16 protein-coding genes and 1 tRNA gene are annotated in these 18,618 nt (G+C 57.6%); 6 read left to right on the top strand and 11 right to left on the bottom strand.

Annotation, left to right across the window (positions count from 1 at the left end; translation table 11 throughout):
• Position 1 precedes the first annotated feature (1 nt).
• Genes trbL through JF539_RS25335 form a run of 5 tightly spaced genes read left to right on the top strand, consistent with a single transcriptional unit; the run spans position 2 to position 4,524 of the window.
• Complete coding sequence (gene trbL, locus JF539_RS25355) at positions 2–1,363, top strand: P-type conjugative transfer protein TrbL (protein WP_207143787.1); 1,362 nt, start codon at positions 2–4, stop codon at positions 1,361–1,363.
• Entirely contained in the window at positions 1,360–2,049 is a 690-nt protein-coding gene (gene trbF / locus JF539_RS25350; protein WP_207143783.1) for a conjugal transfer protein TrbF, read from the top strand. The genes trbL and trbF overlap by 4 nt, the downstream gene beginning before the upstream one ends.
• On the top strand, positions 2,046–3,095 hold the full coding sequence (gene trbG, locus JF539_RS25345) for a P-type conjugative transfer protein TrbG (RefSeq protein ID WP_207143779.1): 1,050 nt from the start codon (positions 2,046–2,048) through the stop codon (positions 3,093–3,095). Before trbF ends, trbG begins: the two co-directional genes overlap by 4 nt.
• Complete coding sequence (locus JF539_RS25340) at positions 3,092–4,258, top strand: TrbI/VirB10 family protein (RefSeq protein ID WP_207143776.1); 1,167 nt, start codon at positions 3,092–3,094, stop codon at positions 4,256–4,258. The genes trbG and JF539_RS25340 overlap by 4 nt, the downstream gene beginning before the upstream one ends.
• Positions 4,259–4,260: 2 nt before the next feature.
• A complete protein-coding gene (locus JF539_RS25335; RefSeq protein ID WP_207143773.1) occupies positions 4,261–4,524 on the top strand; it encodes a DUF2274 domain-containing protein in 264 nt (87 codons plus the stop codon).
• Here the strand turns inward: JF539_RS25335 and JF539_RS25330 are convergent.
• From JF539_RS25330 to JF539_RS25290, 9 genes are all read right to left on the bottom strand, one after another.
• Positions 4,475–5,431 (bottom strand): LysR family transcriptional regulator, encoded by a 957-nt coding sequence (locus JF539_RS25330; RefSeq protein ID WP_207143770.1) that lies wholly within the window; start codon positions 5,429–5,431, stop codon positions 4,475–4,477. The two genes, JF539_RS25335 and JF539_RS25330, sit on opposite strands and share 50 nt — an antisense overlap.
• Positions 5,432–5,524: 93 nt before the next feature.
• Positions 5,525–6,127: a metallophosphoesterase family protein gene (locus JF539_RS25325; protein ID WP_207143767.1), complete on the bottom strand. Its 603-nt coding sequence runs from the start codon at positions 6,125–6,127 to the stop codon at positions 5,525–5,527.
• 39 nt (positions 6,128–6,166) lie between these two features.
• The gene (locus tag JF539_RS25320) at positions 6,167–7,579 is read right to left on the bottom strand and encodes a Glu/Leu/Phe/Val family dehydrogenase (RefSeq protein WP_207143764.1); all 1,413 of its coding nucleotides are present in this window, start codon (positions 7,577–7,579) and stop codon (positions 6,167–6,169) included.
• A 107-nt stretch (positions 7,580–7,686) separates the two neighbouring features.
• Complete coding sequence (locus JF539_RS25315) at positions 7,687–8,562, bottom strand: phosphonopyruvate hydrolase (protein ID WP_209017589.1); 876 nt, start codon at positions 8,560–8,562, stop codon at positions 7,687–7,689.
• Positions 8,563–8,579: 17 nt separating this feature from the next.
• Entirely contained in the window at positions 8,580–9,800 is a 1,221-nt protein-coding gene (locus JF539_RS25310; RefSeq protein ID WP_207143759.1) for a pyridoxal phosphate-dependent aminotransferase, read from the bottom strand.
• 65 nt (positions 9,801–9,865) lie between these two features.
• Positions 9,866–10,837, bottom strand: a complete 972-nt coding sequence (locus tag JF539_RS25305) for an extracellular solute-binding protein (protein ID WP_207143758.1) — start codon at positions 10,835–10,837, stop codon at positions 9,866–9,868.
• Positions 10,838–10,855: 18 nt separating this feature from the next.
• Complete coding sequence (locus JF539_RS25300) at positions 10,856–12,496, bottom strand: ABC transporter permease (protein ID WP_207143755.1); 1,641 nt, start codon at positions 12,494–12,496, stop codon at positions 10,856–10,858.
• A complete protein-coding gene (locus tag JF539_RS25295; protein WP_207143754.1) occupies positions 12,493–13,572 on the bottom strand; it encodes an ABC transporter ATP-binding protein in 1,080 nt (359 codons plus the stop codon). The genes JF539_RS25300 and JF539_RS25295 overlap by 4 nt, the downstream gene beginning before the upstream one ends.
• Before the next feature lie 259 nt (positions 13,573–13,831).
• Positions 13,832–14,758, bottom strand: a complete 927-nt coding sequence (locus JF539_RS25290) for a LysR substrate-binding domain-containing protein (RefSeq protein ID WP_207143752.1) — start codon at positions 14,756–14,758, stop codon at positions 13,832–13,834.
• An 832-nt stretch (positions 14,759–15,590) separates the two neighbouring features.
• Between JF539_RS25290 and JF539_RS27530 the strand changes: the two genes are divergently transcribed.
• Positions 15,591–17,222 (top strand): recombinase family protein, encoded by a 1,632-nt coding sequence (locus tag JF539_RS27530; RefSeq protein WP_209017600.1) that lies wholly within the window; start codon positions 15,591–15,593, stop codon positions 17,220–17,222.
• Here JF539_RS27530 and JF539_RS25275 read toward each other — a convergent pair.
• Both JF539_RS25275 and mnmA read right to left on the bottom strand, forming a co-directional pair.
• A tRNA-Met gene (locus JF539_RS25275) sits at positions 17,179–17,255 on the bottom strand. The genes JF539_RS27530 and JF539_RS25275 overlap by 44 nt on opposite strands.
• A gap of 128 nt (positions 17,256–17,383) precedes the next feature.
• On the bottom strand, positions 17,384–18,562 hold the full coding sequence (mnmA, locus tag JF539_RS25270) for a tRNA 2-thiouridine(34) synthase MnmA (RefSeq protein ID WP_207143750.1): 1,179 nt from the start codon (positions 18,560–18,562) through the stop codon (positions 17,384–17,386).
• Between the last annotated feature and the right edge of the window lie 56 nt (positions 18,563–18,618).

Below are 18,618 nucleotides of genomic sequence, written 5' to 3'. Positions count from 1 at the left end.
CATGGGCGGCACGGGTGTCATCGATAATTTTCTTGGGGTCTTCACCAGCTACATCGACAGCGGCTTCGGCCAGCTCGGTGGTGAAGTCGCCTTCATCGCGACAACGCTCATCGTCATCGATGTGACGCTGGCTGCGCTCTTCTGGTCCTGGGGTGCCGACGACGACATCATCGCCCGTCTCGTGAAGAAGACGCTGTTCGTCGGCGTCTTTGCCTATCTCATCGGCAACTGGAACACTCTCGCCCGGATCGTCTTCGAGAGTTTTGCAGGTCTCGGCCTGATGGCCTCCGGCACTGGCTTTTCCGCGGCCGATCTGCTGCGCCCGGGCAAGGTGGCGCAGGTGGGTCTCGATGCCGGGCGGCCGCTGCTGGAATCGATTTCCGACCTGATGGGCTGGGTGGCCTTCTTCGAGAACTTCATTCAGATCGCCTGCCTGCTCTTCGCCTGGGCGCTGGTGATCCTGGCCTTCTTCATTCTCTCCATTCAGCTCTTCGTCACACTGATCGAGTTCAAGCTGACGACGCTGGCAGGTTTTGTGCTCATTCCCTTTGGTCTGTTCGGAAAGACAGCGTTTCTCGCCGAACGCGTGCTCGGCAATGTCATCTCTTCCGGCATCAAGGTGCTGGTGCTCGCCGTCATCATCGGCATCGGCTCGACGCTGTTCGCGCAGTTCACTGCCGGCTTCGGCGGTGTCACGCCGACGATTGACGAGGCAATGGCCGTGGTCCTCGCAGCCCTGTCCCTGCTCGGCCTCGGGATCTTCGGCCCGGGTATCGCGAACGGTCTCGTCTCCGGTGGACCGCAACTGGGTGCCGGGTCAGCCGTCGGTACCGGTCTCGCGGTCGGCGGTGCTGCCGTCGCCGGTGTCGGGGCCGCCGGTCTGGCTGCTCGCGGAAGCGCTCTTGCTTTGTCGGGAACCGCGGCTGCCGCTCGCGGCGGTGCTGCGATGGCGGGTGGAGCCTCGACCGCCTACAGCCTTGGGTCGGCCGGACAGTCGGGTGCTGCCGGTGTCGCGTCCGGCGTTGGCGCTGTGGCAAATGCCGGGGCGCGAGCTGCCGCTTCACCACTCAAACGGCTGCAGTCAAAAGCAGCGGAAAGCTTCCAGGCGAGCCATCAGTCCGGAGCCCGGACAGCCTTCGAGGCAACAGGCGGTGCGATTGGCAACACAGGTGCTTCGGACACATCGTCTGCATTTCCGGGTCCCGCATCGCCTGCCGCCGATGCCCCACCTGCCTGGGCAAGGCGCATGAAGCGCTCCCAGCAACTTTCCCACGGTGTGTCCGCTGCTGCTCATGCCGTCCGTTCCGGCGACAGCCACGGTGGCGGCGCCTCCATCAATCTTCAGACAGGCGACCGCTCATGAGCCTCTTCAAACGATCTACCGTTCACTACGGCAAATCCCCGGAACCTGTAACGCCTTATCAGAAAGCTGCCCAGGTCTGGGACGAGCGCATCGGCTCGGCCCGTGTCCAGGCAAAAAACTGGCGTCTGATGGCCTTCGGCTCTCTCATCCTCTCCGGTGGTTTTGCCGCGGCACTCATCTGGCAGTCGGTCAACGGTTCCGTCGTGCCCTGGGTGGTGCAGGTGGACAAGCTCGGGGAGGCGCAGGTGGTTGCTGCCGCCACCGTCAACTATGAACCGTCGGATCCCCAGATCGCCTTTCATCTGGCACGGTTCATCGAGAAGGTCCGCAGCATTCCGGCCGATGCCATCATCGTCCGGCAGAACTGGCTCAGGGCCTATGAGTTTACGACCGACCGCGGGGCCCTCGCGCTCAACGATTTTGCGCGATCCAACGATCCCTTCGCCCGGGTTGGGAAGCAGCAAGTTGCGGTCGAGGTTTCCAGCGTCATCCGGGCCTCGCCGGGCAGTTTTCGCATCGCCTGGGTCGAGCGACATTACGAGAACGGGCAACTGTCGGCGACTGAGCGCTGGACGGCGATCCTGACCATCGTCATCCAACCGCCGCGAGATGCCGAGAGGCTTCGGGCCAATCCACTTGGCATCTATGTCAACGCCATCAACTGGTCGCGGGAGATGGGGCAATGAAGACGGCCTTCCGTAAATCCGCTTTTCCGGCATTCCGGATCTTCGCAAGTGCGGCTGTGCTTCTCTGCGCAACGGCTCTGGCGGGCTGCGCCACCTACAAGCCTACGCAGATCAGCTACGATGCCAACGTGCCGCCCCTGCCGGCGGTGCTCAGAACGGTGGGCGACGAGCGGCCAAAACCCCTGCATACACCGCCGGTCTGGACCCCAACAAAAGGAGGCAAGGCGGCAAAAACGTCAGCCGGCAGGATCGAGAATGCCAATGCCGCCGCGCGCGTCGAGCCGCGGCGTGAGGGCTACTACAACGCCATTCAGATCTATCCCTGGTCGGAAGGGGCGCTCTATCAGGTCTATACCGCTCCCGGCAAAATCACCGACATTGCGCTGGAACCGGGCGAAGCCCTGACCGGAGCGGGCCCGATCGCGGCTGGCGATACGGCCCGCTGGATCATCGGCGACACCACCAGCGGCTCCGGTGAAGAGCCCCAGGTCCACATCCTCGTCAAACCGACCCGCCCGGACATTGAGACCAATCTGGTGGTCACTACCGACCGCAGAGTCTACAGGATCGAACTGCGCGCGGCCGAGGGTTCCTATATGCCCGCGGTCGCCTGGAACTATCCAAGGTTACCCGGTTCTCAACGTTCTGCCGTGACGGCAACGCCACGCATTCCGTCGCTCGCGGCGCGGAACTATCGATACGGGCTGACCGGCGATACCCCGCCCTGGCGCCCGGTCGCCGTCTATGACGATGGCAGGCGGGTCTATGTCGAATTCCCGGGTGGCATCGCCCAGGGGGAGATGCCGCCGGTCTTCGTGCTCGGACCCGAGGGAAAACCGGAGATCGTCAACAGCCGCGTCTACAGGAACATCCTGATCGTCGACCGGATATTTGGTGCCGCGGAACTTCGCCTTGGCAGCGGCAAGCATCAACAGACAGTCAGGATTGTCCGGACGGATGGAAAGCACAACGACCTGACAAAAGGACAAGCTGCTGGTGATCATTCAGAGCGACCAACGATCGGCGATGGAGGTGAGGGGGCATGAGCGGTCCGGACCAGAATACGGAAAACGGCGATCCGCACGCCAACGCTGATGTCAGGGCGGCAATGCGCCTGCGAGCCGATCCGCCTCGCGTGACGCGTCTCTCGCGCAAGGTGCTCGCAGGGGTCGGGTTCGTCGCCTTGCTCGGCATCGGAGGAGCCTTGATCTATGCCTTCCAGACACCGAATCGGAGCGGGGAAGGCGAGGAGCTGTTTTCGACGGAGAACCGCAACACCGCCGATGGGTTGAGCGCTTTGCCAAGCGACTATACCGGCCCGGTTCTCGGACCGCCCTTGCCGGGAGATCTTGGCCGGCCGATCCTCAAGGCGCAGGAGCGCGGCCAGCCGGTTGTGCCTCCAGCGATCCAAACGCCCACGCTCGACGAGCAGGAACAGCGTCGTCTTGCCGAGGAAGAGGCCGCCCGCACCAGCCGCGTCTTTTTCCAGACGGGACAGGCTGTGTCGGGCGGTATTGGACCGGGTGCAGTGCCGTCGAGTGGCGGCAGTGTTCCAGGTGGGGTTGCGGCACAAGACAACAATACCGCATTCCTGAATGCATCCGTGGATCGCCGGACCACGGCATCCGATCGTGTCCTGGCGCCGGCATCGCCTTATGTGCTGCAGGCCGGATCCGTCATTCCCGCCGCGCTCATCACCGGGATTCGCTCCGACCTGCCCGGTCAAATCACCGCCCAGGTCACTCAGCATGTCTATGACAGCCCCACCGGGAGACTGCTTCTCGTTCCGCAGGGCACCCGCATCGTCGGCGAATATTCCAACGATGTCGGCTTCGGACAGCGTCGCGTTCTGCTCGTCTGGAACCGGCTGATCTTCCCGAGCGGCCGGTCCATCGTGCTCGAACGCCAGCCTGGAGCGGACTCGCTTGGGTCTGCCGGGCTGGAAGACGGCGTCGATTACCACTGGTGGGATCTCGCCAGGGCCGTCGGGCTGTCGACGCTGCTCAGCGTTGGAGCGGAGCTCGCCGCAAGTGACGACGACCGCCTTGTTCAGGCGATCCGTGAAGGCGCCCAGGACACGATCGACGATGCCGGGCAGCAGATCGTCCAGCGCCAGTTGCAGGTCACGCCCACTCTGACGATCCGGCCGGGGTTCCCGGTGCGGGTGATCGTCACCCGTGATCTCGTGCTCGAACCCTATGGAGATTGATCGTGGTGAAACTGAAGCTGGGGCCGTTACCGGACGACAAGCCGGTCAAGGTAAGTATCGAGCTGCCAGCGAAGCTGCATCGGGATCTGGTGGACTATGCCGAGATCCTTGGGCGGCAGAGCGGGCAGACTGTTGAGGTTCCTGCCAGGCTGATTGTTCCGATGCTGGAACGGTTCATTGCAACGGATCGTGGGTTTGCGAAAGCGCGGCGTAGTGTCAGCGAGAACCGCCGGGGACAGGATATCGTTCTTCCAGGAGAGCAATGAAGTTGGCCAGTGCCGGATTGTCATTATCGCCACGCCAATGCGCGGAAAAACTGATACGGCTCGGGCCCGTCCCGTCACGGACCTCAAGATAAGCAACGTCGGGAATGCTTGACCCCAGGCTTGCTTCGAGAACGAGGCTTACGCCGAAACCGGCGGAGACCAGACCTTTGATATTCTCCTGACTGACATTGTGGGCAACCAATTTCGGTTGCCCGCCGAGCGGCACAAGCTTGGAAACGAGAACATCTCGCAATTCAGGTCCAGGGTCATGATCGCTCAAGAGGAAAGTTTCGTCTTTCAGGTCGGTCCAATGGATAACCTTGTTTTCAGCTAGCGGATGCGAGCTAGGTAAGGCAACCATGATACGTTCTGTCCAAAGAGACCTTGCGCCAACTTCTCCAGGGGAAGGATCGCCGGTGACTATGGCTATGTCCAGGAAGCCGCTGGCAAGATCAGGAAGTAGGTCAGAGGGTGAAATCTCTACCATGTGAAAATCGATCTGAGGAAACTTGCGTGCGTAATCCGTGAGGCTTGCACGCAAGTTGCCCGACGAGAGTGAAGTATAGAACCCAACCGTCAATTGACCGGTGACACCACGGCTGACCACCTGGGCTGCGGCAGTCAGGAGATCAACTGCATCGACGAGATAGTGGCATGTTCGTATGATCCCGGCACCGGGTTTCGTCAGATGCACTCCCCCACTGGTTCGCTCGAATAAGCTTACGCCAAGCCGGGTCTCCATTTGAGTGATAGTACGACTGAGCGTTGATTGTTTTACTCCGAGCGCAAGAGCAGCCTTTCGAAGGCTTCCAAACTTTGCGGCTGCAGCGACATACCGTAAATGCCTGATCTCTATAGAGGAGGCTGGGGCACTTGGGCGTTGTTCTGAAAAAGCAACTGACTTCAACTTCTTTTCCAGCTTCTCATGTCTCCTTTGCTTTCGGACATTAGACATTGTTTGATTGTTATTTGTCTTGTAAGATTTTTGGTTTCCAAACAGCTAACAATCTATCCAAGTAAGTGATGGTCCGAGATTCATTACTTTTGTCTTCGAACAGGTAGTGCTTTTCCCATTGCAATAATGGATGTGTCCACATAGGTGAAAAAGTGGCGATTTGTTTTCGATTGTTTCCAATAGCGCCTTGCTGCCCTGGTGGCGACCGTCCGGTTGAAGGTCCACCAATCCGAAGGGTGGGGCATGAGAAATCAGAATGGCACGGTGAGGGACATCTTTCAGAAGTTCCCGGGCTTGTGTTTCGCTGTAGGCCTCATTCCAACCTGCATCTTTTTGGAATGGAATTTCACGACCAATTCCGAAAAACGTTTGGTCCCCGATACTGACACAATTCTCATCCAAGTAGGTAAAATGCGGTACTGCTTCGCAGACGGCCCGCAGTTCTTCCGAGGGGTCGTGATTGCCTGACACCACCAGCAGGGGAGCATCGGACGCAACAAGAATATTCAAGGTATCGCTGAGCCCGACACCGCGTGTTGCAAAGTCACCTGCACCTACAATAACGTCGGCATTCCTGCTTGCCGCGACGATCCTGGCAGCGGTGTCTTTGTTCCTGTGCAAGTCGCTGAAGGCAAGAATTCTCAACATGTTTCTCCAATGTCTAGGACATAGCTGCGGGAGCGGCCGTTAGATTCCGATTGCACGGTAGGCTGCAGCCACTTCTTCGATTGCGAGGTAGTAGGCAGCAGTTCGAAGGTCTTCAATTTCGTTGTTTGGATTGTTCCAGAGTCTCGACATCGCGCCGTAGGCCGAGCACATGATGTCGTCCAGGCCGGAGCGCACGAGGTCGATCTCCCTGCGGCCGGTAAGGAACCCGTTTTTGTGTTCTTTTGGAAATTCACACCCTGTCATTTGCTCCAGGGACTGTGCCAGAAGTTGGTAGCCAGTCTCATCCCTGCGTCGTTCCATCAGTCCGAAAGGAATATGGGTAAGATTTTTCACCCATTCGAAGTAGCTGACCACTACGCCTCCGGCGTTGGCGAAGAGATCGGGAATAATTGTGATTTTTCTTTCACGAAGAATCCGGTCGGCCTCAAATGTCGTCGGGCCATTTGCGGCTTCAACGATCAACCGGGCGCGGATTCTCGAAGCATTCCCTTCATGGATGACGCCTTCGACGGCCGCGGGGACGAGTATGTCGCAATCAAGTTCCAGGTCGTCCGGTGCGGGAGGAGTTACCCGGCCGCCATTGAACCCGGCTACCGATTTGTGAGTAGCCAGATGCGCATGTAGCGCTTCGATTTCGATACCTTCCTTGTTGCTGACTGTGCCTGAGCGCTCAACAACCCGGACAATCCGGCACCCATCCTCCTGGCTCAGAAATTGCGCCGCGTGATAGCCAACATTTCCCAGACCCTGGATGATCACGGTGCGGCCGTTTAGCTCCCCTTTTCTGAATCCAGACCGCGTCCAATCGCTCTCATGCCGGAAGAATTCCCGGATTGCGTATTGAACCCCACGACCTGTCGCCTCAGTACGCCCTTCAATACCACTGCCGCCGAGAGGTTTTCCTGTCACGCAACCCATTGCATTGATGTCCAGCGGAACGTGTCGGCGATACTCATCCGCCATCCACATCATATGACGCTCATTCGTTCCCATATCAGGTGCGGGAACGTTCACGGCTGAACCGAGAAAATTGTGCCTGATCAACTCTTGCGTGAACCGGCGTGTTATCTTTTCCAATTCAACGTCGCTCCAGTCGCCGGGATCGATGGCAAGAGCTCCCTTCGATCCACCGAATGGCAGACGCATGAGCGCGCACTTATAGGTCATAAGTGCCGCAAGTGCCTCGACCTCCTCCTGGTTTGCGTTCGGGGCAAACCGTATGCCGCCTTTCCCCGGGGCATGATGGGTGGAGTGAACGGAACGCCAACCAGTGAACGTGTACATCCGATCGCGCAACCGGACTCCGAAGCGGGTCACGTAGCTTGCGTTGCATACGCGTATCTTGGCGGCGAGCCCGTCTTCCATCTCCAGATGGGAGACCGCGCTGTTGAACATGGCGTCGACGCTCTGGAGAAAATTTTCGCTGGACATTGCTTTCCCGGGAACACAGAGACACTCGATGACCGGCATCCCTGATGCACAAGGAACAATCACCGAAACAAAGGATAGAAACCGGCATGGCCGGTTTCTATGGTTGGCTAGCGGAGGAAGCGCTTTTCGTTCTTCTTCACACGGTCCATGTTCTGCAGACGGAAAATTTCGGAAACGGGAACGATGGTCTCGTTGGCGTTCTGAATGCCGCCGTCACGGATGATTTGTGCCAAGACGTTTTGCATGCCGGTCACCGCGGCTCGCACGGCATGATTGCCGTAGATGAGAATACCGATTTTTTTCAAGGATTTCGCTCGCGCCTCGGTCATCTGGGGATAGGCAGTCGGGACGATCACAATCGGGATCGCACCTCGCCAATTCGAGACGAAGCTCTCTATTTCGTCGGGTGTCTTCTGCTTGGAGTGAATCAGGATCAGGTCCGCACCGGCAGCTTCATAGGCCTGAGCGCGTTCAAGAGCCTCGACTTCGCCGCGGCCGGCAATGAGTGCTTCGGTGCGAGCGATGATCAGGAAATCCGGATCCTTGCGCGCATGGATCGCCGCCTCGATCTTGCCCTGAAACTCGGCGATGGAAACCAGGTCCTGCCGGCCTCCCTCCACAAGGGACGTGACTTTCGGAAACATCTTGTCTTCAATGACGACAGCTGAAGCGCCCGCAGCTTCATACTGTTCGACCGTGAAGATCACATTGATCGCATTGCCGTAACCGGTGTCCACGTCGGCAATGATCGGCAGGCTTGTGCGGTGGGCCATGTTCCGCATGTTGTTCAGATGTTCCGCCATCGACACCAGCGAGACATCCGCCAGTCCCATGGCTGCGGAGTATTCAAAGCCGCTTGCCCAGATGCCGTCGAAACCGGCTTCTTCCACCAGGATTGCCGAGAGCGGATCGTGGGCCGCCATAACCTTGGCCATTCCTCCGTTTGCGAAGATTTCGCGTAGATTCTTATTTGTTTTTCTCATGATCATACCCTTTGGCTTCAGGCAGCCCCTTGAGTGCGTGACAATCTGGAAACCGCATTGCTGATCGCGGCACAGGCGTTGGCCAACTCCTCTTCCGAGGAGGCATAGGAGATGCGAATGAAGCCATCCGCGAGAAATCCGGAACCAGGTACAACGGCGACACCGGCTTCCTCCATCAGATAGAGGGCAAAATCCATGTCTGTCGCGAGCACTTTTCCGGAAGGAGCCCTGGTTCCTAGAAGACCCTGACACTCAGCGAACACATAAAATGCCCCATCGGGTGCCTTGCAACTGAGGCCGGGAATTTGATTGAGAAGTCCGACGACCTGATCCCGGCGCTTTTTGAACGCATCCCGGAATTCGCGGATGAAGCTCTGATCGCCATTCAATGCTGCGACTGCGGCGTGCTGAGCGATAGAGCAGGTATGTGATGTTGATTGCCCTTGAACTGTGTTCATGGCCTTGATGAGTTCAGCGGGCCCTCCCGCGTATCCGACGCGCCAGCCTGTCATGGCATAGGATTTCGAGACGCCATTTACGGTCAGCGTGCGGGAAGCCAGGTCCGGTGCAATTTCCGCCATCGTACAGAATTCGGTGTCTCCATAGACGAGATGCTCATAGATATCGTCTGACAGAACCCAGACATCCGGGTAATCGCGAAGGACAGCCGCCAGATCCTCCAGGTCCTCGCGTGAATAGACCGCCCCCGTCGGATTGGAAGGGGAATTCAGCATCAACCATTTGGTTTTGTCCGTAATTGCAGAGCGCAAATCGTCCGGGGTCATGATGAAGCCGTTTTCGACACGAGTTTCTACGGGCGCCGGGACCCCGCCCGCCAGCTTCACAATTTCCGGATAGGAGACCCAGCAAGGTGTTGGGAATACCACTTCGTCGCCCTCATCGAGACTTGCCAGAAGGGCGTTGAAGAGCAGTTGTTTCGCACCGCAGCCGACCGTTACCTGGTCAAGCGTGAAATTAAGGCTGTTCTCGCGCTGAAATTTTGCGATCACGGCTTTGCGCAAGGACTGGATACCGGCGACTGCCGTGTACTTCGTATGCCCGGCCCTAATCGCCTCGATCGCCGCCTGACAGATGCGATCGGGCGTTTGAAAGTCGGGTTCTCCCTGACTCAGGGTAATGACCTGTTTGCCTTCCGCTCGAAGGGAAGCGGCACGTTCTGTCATCGCCTTGGTCTGGGAAGGCTTAACAGATGACAGTTTCTCAGACAGGATTCCCATCTTTTGGTCCTTTGACTTTTGAAAAATGGGGCCGCCACAGCGGCCCCTAGTTGGGGGAGGAGGTGTTAGCCCCTTGCTTTTGCCCAAAGCTCCAGAAGCATGTCTCGATTGGCCCCGGCCTCTCCCTGGTCCACTTCGATGATTTTCAGATCTTTCATCAAAGGCAGGCCGCTGAATTGCAGCGCACCGTCCATATCGATGCGCGAAGGTCGGCGCAGGGTAAGGCCGACAAGTGCTGCCTGCATTTTTTGCGACAGGAGCAGGTCATAGACCCGTTTCGCATCTTCCGGGTTGGGGCCATTTGCAATCAGGGCAAGGCCTTCGGGTGACAAAAAGGTGCCGTCCTCCGGGTACAGCACGTCAATTTCCTGCTGCCCGCCGACTACGTACCTCTGGGCGGCGTATTCCATCGTCATGCCGACGGGATATTCACCCTGCGCGACTGCTTTGTAGACACCACTGGTGCTGCCTTGGGTCTCAACGACGTCGGCCAGCCTTTGAACGCCCTCTTCGCCGTAGAGCGTGTAGATGCCGTAGAGTTGGGCGTAGGCGGAGCTCGAATTTGCCGGATCGGCCATCGTGACCTTGCCCTTCCAGCTTTCGTCCATAATGTCCTGCCATGAGGTGGGCGCGTCTCCTTCAAGGACATCCTTGTTGACCATCAGAACCATTACGTGGGTGTTGGTTCCAGTCCAGGGTGCGTCTTTCGCCTGCAGAGCGGGATAGAGGTTGTCCACCTCGGGGGAGTCGTATTTCGCAAAGAGATTCGAGAACCCGGTCAGCGTAGAAAATCCGCTGCTCCAGAAAAGATCCGCAACGGTCGCATCCTTTTCCGCATCGATGCGCCTGAGGAGTGAGCCCGATCCGCCGGCAATGACGTTCACTTTGATGTCTGGCGCCTTCTCGCGGATGATATCGAGAGCCAGAGCTACCGAGTCCTCGCTGTTGGAGGTGTAGAGATTTACTTCGCCGGCCGACGCGACGCCTGAAAAGGCGATCATCGCTGCGGCTGCTATATTCAGAAGTGTTACTTTCATCGTATTCCCCTTTGGTTTTCAGGATGAAAAGAGCTTCACATTCATGACCTTGATGCCGAAGAAGACGGGAACGAGGATGATGATCATGTTGATCACACCGAACGCTGAAGCCCGGGCCATCAGGTCGCTGCTTATGAGTCGGAAAATCTGAATAGGCAGAGTTTCCTGTCCGGCCTGATAGATGACGACGCTGGCACTGAGTTCTGCGACCGTGGTTACCCAGGTCAGGATGGCTGCCGCGGCAATGCCGGGTGCCATCAAAGGCAGAACGATGTTGAAGAAGGTCCGGACCGGGGGGACGCCGAGACTGACCGATGCTTCTTCCAGCGAATTGGATATGTTGTGCAGGTTGGCGGAAGCGTTGCGCACGCCGAAAGGCAAGCGCCGCAACATCATCGCCAAAACCATCAGAGCGGCGGTCCCCGTCAGAACCAGTGGGCCTGTGTTATAGCCCTGAGCCAGCGCAATCCCAAGAACCGTTCCGGAAATGGTCAAGGGCAGCAACAGCAGATAGTCCAGGGTCGCGCTCAGCGGGTTGCGCTTCTTCACGAGGAGGTAGGACACCAGTGTTGCAAAGATCACTCCGAGCACTGTTGCAAGTGTGGCAAACCGCAAGGAATTGCCAATGACAGCCAGGTTGAATTCCCAGATCCGGGAATAGTTGTCGAGGGTGAACTGTCCCCAATACATCACGGGGCCGCGGGACTGAGTGAATGAACCCACGAGCACGACGAGCGCCGGCAGCAACGAAAGCACAATGATGAACCCGGCGCTTCCCGAGGCCAGGAGGGATTTCCAACCGGTCAGCTTTGCCCTCGGTGGGGTCCGGCCGGCAACCATGTGATAGTTTCGCTTGCTGATGTACCATTTCTGCAAGAATAGAACGGAGGCCACCAGCAGAATGGAGACCGTCGCCAGCGTCGACTGCATTGTGGGGTTGCCGCCAAGTTCGCTGATGAAACTGCGATAGGTCATTACGGACAGCAACGGAACGCGCTGTCCAAGGTTGATGGCGATCGCGAAATTGCCCACCACAAGTGTGAAGACGATGAGACCCGCCGAAAGTACGGCTGGCGTGATGGTGGGGAACACCACCTTGAAATAGGTCGCCAGCGGAGCTGTTCCGAGGCTCAGACCGGCTTCTTCCAAGCTGTGATCGAAGCCCCTGAGTGCGGCCAGCGCGGCAAGGAAGATGTGGACGTAGAAGGTCAGCGTCATGACGTAGACCAGCCCGAACCAACCGTAGAACCTCGGAAACGGGATGCCCAATGCCTTGAGGGCATTTGTAACCAGACCGTTGTTGCCGAACACCATGATCCAGGATTGCGCCGAGATTAGCTCGGGGATGATGAGAACGGAGAGCGGCAGCAAAAAAACGATGCCGCCGAAGGGGATTTCGTATCTGGCGACGATGAAGGCAAGAAAGACCCCGACGACCGTGCAGGTGAAGGTGACCGTCACACCGAGAATGATCGAATTGAGCAGGGCTTCCAGATATTTGCCCTTCGACAGGAAAATGGTGAAGCCTTCGAACGAAAACGTGCCGCTTTCGCCGATGAAGCTGCGCATCAGAATTCCCGAAATCGGATAGGCGATGAACAGAAGCAGAAAGGCCAGTGCGATCAGGCTGAGAAAGCCCCAAGGGAAGAACCTGTTCATCGCGAAGCCTCGGGAACAAAGAGGCATTTGTCGTTGAACGAGATGACGACCTGGTCGCCCCGCTCGAGGGAAGAGGCTTCCGATTCCCCGAACGCGTTGACATGAACATCGTCGCCGTTGTCCAGAACAACGTGAAAATTTGTACGATATCCCTGGAACTGAAGCGTTTGAATCCTTCCGGTTATCTGCCCCGGGCCAGGGGTGCCAATAGCTTTCTGAATGCCGAGATTTTCAGGCCGGGCAACCATCAGGTACTTCCCGTCAGCCGCCGCAGCCATCTGCCGGCCGCGAACGGTCGCTCCGTTGACTTCGCAAACGCTTGTGCCGTCAGACTCGGTGCAGATGTATTTGGCGGCAAGCAGATTGGCAGACCCTACGAAGCGAGAAACATATGCAGAGATGGGGTTTCTGTAGACTTCGTCCGGTGCACCGCACTGATCGATACGACCATCTTTCATGACAGCGATCTCGTCGGACATGGCCAAGGCTTCTTCCTGGTCATGAGTTACGAAAATCGTTGTTGTTCGGGTCTCTAGCTGCAGCGACCGGATGACATCGCGCATCTGGACGCGGAGAGAAGCGTCCAGGTTTGAAAGTGGCTCGTCCATAAGAAGCACACGCGGCTCGACCACAAGGGCACGTGCAAGCGCAACACGCTGACGCTGACCTCCGCTCATTTCCGACGGTAATCTGCCACCAAGTCCGGTGAGTCCGACGCGGTCCAGGTATTCACCGACCTTGCGTTGGATTTCTTCCTTGGGCTTTTTTCTGGCTCTCAAGCCATACGCAACGTTTTCAAAAACCGTTTTGTCCGGAAACAGTGCGTAGTCCTGGAAAACCATTCCAATCTCGCGCCGATGCGGAGCGACATGTGTCACATCTTCGGGACCGAAGCTGACAGAGCCCGCTGTCGGAGTCACGAATCCTGCCACAACGCGAAGCAAAGTTGTCTTGCCACAGCCGCTTGGGCCAAGCAATGTGAAGAAGGTTCCGTCGCAAATTTTTCGACTAATGTTTTTTAGAACCTCGAAATCGCTATAGGATTTCTTGATGTTGCTTAAGTTGACTTCAGTCAAACCTAGCCCCCCAAACGTATTAGCTTTGGCACAGTAAATGTTGTGCCCGCTTCATTAGGGGATGCGGCAAACGAGAAAGATAGCGTTTCAATCTAACGAAAATGTTAGAAATACTTAATTAGACGGCTTGATATTGCTGAAATTCTCCAGGAATTTGGGCGGTGATTAAGTTTTTATGACGAATCTGTAACACTCTGGGAATGGGGGGAAGTCGCAGAATGCTACTGCGGGAGAGCGCCGTTTCCTTTTGCAGGTCCACTCAAGAGTAGAGTTCCCACTCGATGTCCGCATCGTTTGGCCTGCTATCCGGCGACCGTCGTGTCAGCCAGTCGATCAATTTTTCAATATTGCGGATGCTTCTGTTTTGTCCGTCATAAAGTGCATAGAAACCGGAACCGACAACGGTGATATCCGGACACAGGTTGACCAGCCTGTTGTCGCGGAGTTCCTCCTCTACAAATATTCTCGGTGTCAGGCATATCCCGGCGCCGTTTCTGGCGGCTGCGATGCTCATCAAGATATGATCGAACACTTGGCCTTTTAACGTCCGGCTCGCCTCGATTCCTGCTTTCTTAAACCAGTTTGGCCAAGCCGAAATTCGACTTCTAATATGTAACAAATTGTAATTTAGAAGATCCGCGGGTTCTTCTATGTGGTTTCCACTCAGCAGGCCGGGTGAAATAACCGCAATTGTTTCATCGTCGAGAATGCGTACGCATTCCATTCCCGACTGTTTCATCGAGTAGCGCCGGATTATCAAGTCATTGTTCTCTGCCTCCATGCGCAATTCATCGGTCGTCGACGTTTCGATTCTGACCTCGATTCTAGGGAAGGCCCGTTGAAAATCGGCAGTTCGAGGTATTAGCCACTGTGTAGTGAAAGTCGGCGTTGCATTGACCCGAACGCGGTTCAAAACGCCTGAACTTGAAAGATTTTCTGAAGCAACGGCAATGAGATCGAGACTTTGCTTGATATCCTGCAAATAATTTCGGGCCTTGGGCATGAGTTCAAGTCCGTTTCCCTTTTTGCGAAATAGCTTCTGGTTAAAGTAGTGCTCGAGCAACTTGATTTGTTGGCTAATTGCGCTGTGGCTGACGTTCAATTCGTCAGCAGCCTTGGTTACGCTTTCATGGCGCGCAGCGGCTTCAAATGCGTGGAGGGCCTTAAGCGGCGGCAAACGTCTCATCGCGTGATTGTCCGGCTTCCTAATATGCCAGTGGTAGCGGAGTTTCAGGACCGCCGCAATTATCGACCCAAGCAATCTTGCACTCAGATTGCTTCAACATGCAGCACGTGGCACGTCTACTGAAACTGCTTCAAATTGGATTTACGAGTCCAGAGAACCCGATTCCAGGTGCTTCCGTGGTGCTTCCGGGAGCTAGTTGCCGTGCTAGTCGGCCTCAGTGGAATCTTGTTAAGCTGCTGAATTTATGCTAAAAAACTGGCGCACCCGACAGGATTCGAACCTGTGACCTCTGCCTTCGGAGCGCAACACATCGACCCCGCGAGATCTAGTAGGGGATGTGCATAGTCCAAGGTCGACGTTGAATTACTCGTACTTTGCCATCCTGCAAGGCCAGATCTTTTCAAGACAATTTGCTTTGTATCTTCAGGCGTACTTGTCCCATACGGATTTCGAATTCCCGGACATTCGCAATCATCAGCTGCATCCGATTTACACGCCATTTCACGCTGGCCCACGAACTATGCCAGAAAGGCCTTTCTTAAATCGCTGCTGCACCTCACGGTCGTTCCTATGACCGATTGCAGCAAGAAAATTGCCGAAGCTTCGTTAGTTCGTGCCTCCAGAAGGTATAGGTCGCAGGGGTTTTCCGAAGGCGCGCAGGTAAGCACTACGCAGTCTCCTACCGATGAGCTTGAAGGTCATGAATGTCTAGCTGCTTCAGGAAAGGAGTTGCACGCACAGGTTGATGATGCGATTCTCAAAATCGCGCGAGTTCTCGCACGGCAAGCCGCCAGAGAAGACCATGCGCGCCAAGTAACTGGGAGCGCAAGTCATGTCGAAACGCGCGGCAATTTACGCGAGATTTTCCACCGACCTGCAAAATGAACGATCGATTGAGGATCAGTTCACTTTATGCAGGAAACATGCGGTAGAGCACAATTTAACAGTCATCGCGACCTTCGAAGATAGAGCCCGGTCGGGTGCTTCAGTTTTTGGACGAGAAGGTCTCGTCAAACTCATGGATGCCGCGCGGGATGGCGAGTTTGATGTCGTTGTTATTGAAGCACTTGATAGGCTCTCTCGTGATATGGAGGACCTAGCGGGCATTCATAAACGCCTATCCTTTCTCAATATCGAAATTCGCGCGGTGCATGATGGCGTCGCCAACACGGTTCTTGTCGGTCTCCGGGGGCTGGTCGGTCAGCTCTATCGTGAAGACAACGCGCACAAAATTCGCCGAGGTCAGGCAGGGCGTGTCGGACAAGGCCTCAACGCAGGTGGATTAACTTACGGCTACGCATCGGTTCCGGGTGAGCCGGGAAAGAGGCAGATCGTCGAAGACGAGGCAGAAATCATCCGTCGCATATTCCAGGAATATGTCTCGGGGCGCACGCCGCGCGATATCGCGCGTAACCTCAATAGCGACGACGTTCCGCCTCCTCGCAGAGCAAAATGGAACGCTTCGACGATCAACGGCAACCTGCAGCGTGGCACGGGCATCCTGCAGAACGAACTCTACGGTGGTCGGCTTGTCTGGAATAAGGTGCGGATGGTGAAGGACCCCGACACTGGCCGTCGTGTGTCTCGCCCCAATCCGAAAGAAGAGTGGCAGTCGTCCAACGTGCCAGAACTCGCAATTGTCAGCCGCGAACTGTTCGAGCAGGCGCAGGCGCGCAAACGCGAGCGCAGCCTTGACCATCCACACCACTATCGCCGGCCGCGCCATATGCTTTCGGGGCTGCTTCGGTGCGGCGCATGCGGATCGGGCATGTCGACAAACGGCAAGGACAAGTCGGGCCGTATCCGTATCAGGTGTTCGGCCGCGACGGAAAGCGGGTCATGTCCCGATCCGAAGACCTTCTATCTCGAAACCGTGGAAGCCGCGGTTCTGGCCGGACTGCGATCCGAGATGAAGAGCCCCAAGGTGCTTGCTGAATACGTGAAGACCTATCACGAGGAGCGCAAGCGTCTGTCGGCGGAGGCCGACTCCATTCGAACGCGGCTTGAGCGGCGTTCCGGTCAGCTCAAGCGTGAGATTGACCGATTGGTCGATCATCTCGCTAAAGGCATCGGCGATCCACATGTGATCGGCCCCCGCTCGACGGAACTCTACCACGAGCGCCAGGCGGTGCTGACTGAGTTGGAGAAAGCTCCGCCCGCCTTCGAGGCGGTAACGCTGCATCCTGCTATCCTGAAGCGCTACGAAGACCAACTCGAAAACTTGCAAGATACACTCGCGGAAGGCATCCGTTCGGGCGACCGGGAATGCGCTGAAGCAATAAGGGAACTCGTCGAAACGGTGACTGTCTATCGCGATCCCTCAGAACCAGGTGCCGTCGAGATCGAGATTGCTGGACGCCTTAACTCGATCCTTGGCGAGCACGCCTACCCCAATGGCGTCAAACGGGTGTGGGGATTGGTGGTAGCGGAGGAGGGACTCGAACCCCCGACACGCGGATTATGATTCCGCTGCTCTAACCGGCTGAGCTACTCCGCCATCCAGGGCGACAGGCCTTGCAATGAGGCCCGCGCGACGTGGGGTGCTTATAGTGAGGCTGCGGGCAGGCGTCAAGCGGGGAATCCGCGCCTGTCCGCAAAGTTTTTTCCCGCGCCCGGGCAGGACGTTCAGGCCGCGGAAACCGGGCGTTCGCCTTGTGGAAAATCGACTGCCCAGTCGCCGGTGCGTTCCGTCTTGTGGATCCAGCCGCCGCCCAGAACCCTGGCGGTCTCGTCGTCGCTGTCGAAGAAGACGCAGGCCTGCCCCGGAGCGACGCCGGTTTCGCCGTTCATCAGATCGACAAAGGCCTTGCCGTTGAGGATCTTCAGTGTGGCGGGTGCCGGCGGACGGGTCGAGCGGACCTTGGCGAAGACCTCGATCTCGTCGCCCTCATCGAGCGGCTGGTCGCCGATCCAGTTCATTTCGCGCAAGAGGATCGTCTTCGTGGCAAGCGCCTCGCGCGGGCCGACGACGACTCGGCGCGCATCGGCATCCAGACGGACCACGTAGAGCGGTTCTCCGGTTGCGACCCCGAGGCCCCGGCGCTGGCCGATGGTGTAGTGGATAATGCCGTCATGGCGTCCGAGCACCCGCCCGTCCATATGAACGATGTCGCCGGATTCGGCAGCGTTGGGGCGAAGCTTGCGGATCACCTCGGCGTAGTCGCCGTTCGGCACGAAGCAGATGTCCTGGCTGTCCGGCTTGTTGGCGACGGAAAGGCCGAATTCGGCGGCGAGTTCGCGCACCTTCGCCTTGGGCATGCCGCCCAGGGGGAAGCGGACGAAGTCGAGCTGCTCCTGGGTGGTGGCGAACAGGAAATAGCTCTGGTCGCGGTCGAGGTCGGCCGGGCGGTAGAGCGCGCGCTTGTTGCCCTTTTGCGCGGAGCGCACATAGTGGCCCGTGGCCAGCGCGTCGGCGCCGAGGTCCTTCGCGGTCTTCAGAAGATCGGTGAACTTTACGGTCTGGTTGCAGGAGACGCAGGGGATCGGGGTTTCGCCGGCGATGTAGCTGTCGGCGAAACGGTCCATGACCTGTTCCTTGAAGCGGCTTTCATAGTCCAGCACGTAGTGCGGAATGCCGATCACCTCCGCCGCGCGCCGCGCGTCGTGAATGTCGACCCCGGCGCAGCAGGACTTGGCCTTGGCGACCGCCGCGCCATGGTCGTAGAGCTGCAGGGTGACGCCGATGACGTCATAGCCTTCCGCCTTCATCAGCGCGGCGACGACGGAGCTGTCGACGCCGCCGGACATGGCGACGACGACGCGCGTGTCCTCCGGGTGGCCGGGCAGATCCAGACTGTTGTTCATTTCGTTGACTTCCAGAGGCGTTTGGCGGATCGGGGCGGCAGGGCCGGACCCCGAGG

Origin of the sequence: Roseibium aggregatum (assembly GCF_017309185.1) — a bacterium.
Taxonomy (GTDB): domain Bacteria; phylum Pseudomonadota; class Alphaproteobacteria; order Rhizobiales; family Stappiaceae; genus Roseibium; species Roseibium aggregatum_B.
This window is presented reverse-complemented; position numbering and strand designations above follow the sequence as displayed.

Bases quoted from the DNA above. Each gene is read 5' to 3' on its own strand.
- JF539_RS25320 (WP_207143764.1), bottom strand. From the start codon at position 7,579: ATGTCCAGCGAAAATTTTCTCCAGAGCGTCGACGCCATGTTCAACAGC.
- mnmA (WP_207143750.1), bottom strand. From the start codon at position 18,562: ATGAACAACAGTCTGGATCTGCCCGGCCACCCGGAGGACACGCGCGTC.
- JF539_RS27530 (WP_209017600.1), top strand. From the start codon at position 15,591: ATGTCGAAACGCGCGGCAATTTACGCGAGATTTTCCACCGACCTGCAA.
- JF539_RS25300 (WP_207143755.1), bottom strand. From the start codon at position 12,496: ATGAACAGGTTCTTCCCTTGGGGCTTTCTCAGCCTGATCGCACTGGCC.
- JF539_RS25315 (WP_209017589.1), bottom strand. From the start codon at position 8,562: ATGAGAAAAACAAATAAGAATCTACGCGAAATCTTCGCAAACGGAGGA.
- JF539_RS25290 (WP_207143752.1), bottom strand. From the start codon at position 14,758: ATGAGACGTTTGCCGCCGCTTAAGGCCCTCCACGCATTTGAAGCCGCT.
- trbL (WP_207143787.1), top strand. From the start codon at position 2: ATGGGCGGCACGGGTGTCATCGATAATTTTCTTGGGGTCTTCACCAGC.
- JF539_RS25310 (WP_207143759.1), bottom strand. From the start codon at position 9,800: ATGGGAATCCTGTCTGAGAAACTGTCATCTGTTAAGCCTTCCCAGACC.
- JF539_RS25325 (WP_207143767.1), bottom strand. From the start codon at position 6,127: ATGTTGAGAATTCTTGCCTTCAGCGACTTGCACAGGAACAAAGACACC.
- JF539_RS25305 (WP_207143758.1), bottom strand. From the start codon at position 10,837: ATGAAAGTAACACTTCTGAATATAGCAGCCGCAGCGATGATCGCCTTT.
- trbF (WP_207143783.1), top strand. From the start codon at position 1,360: ATGAGCCTCTTCAAACGATCTACCGTTCACTACGGCAAATCCCCGGAA.
- trbG (WP_207143779.1), top strand. From the start codon at position 2,046: ATGAAGACGGCCTTCCGTAAATCCGCTTTTCCGGCATTCCGGATCTTC.
- JF539_RS25340 (WP_207143776.1), top strand. From the start codon at position 3,092: ATGAGCGGTCCGGACCAGAATACGGAAAACGGCGATCCGCACGCCAAC.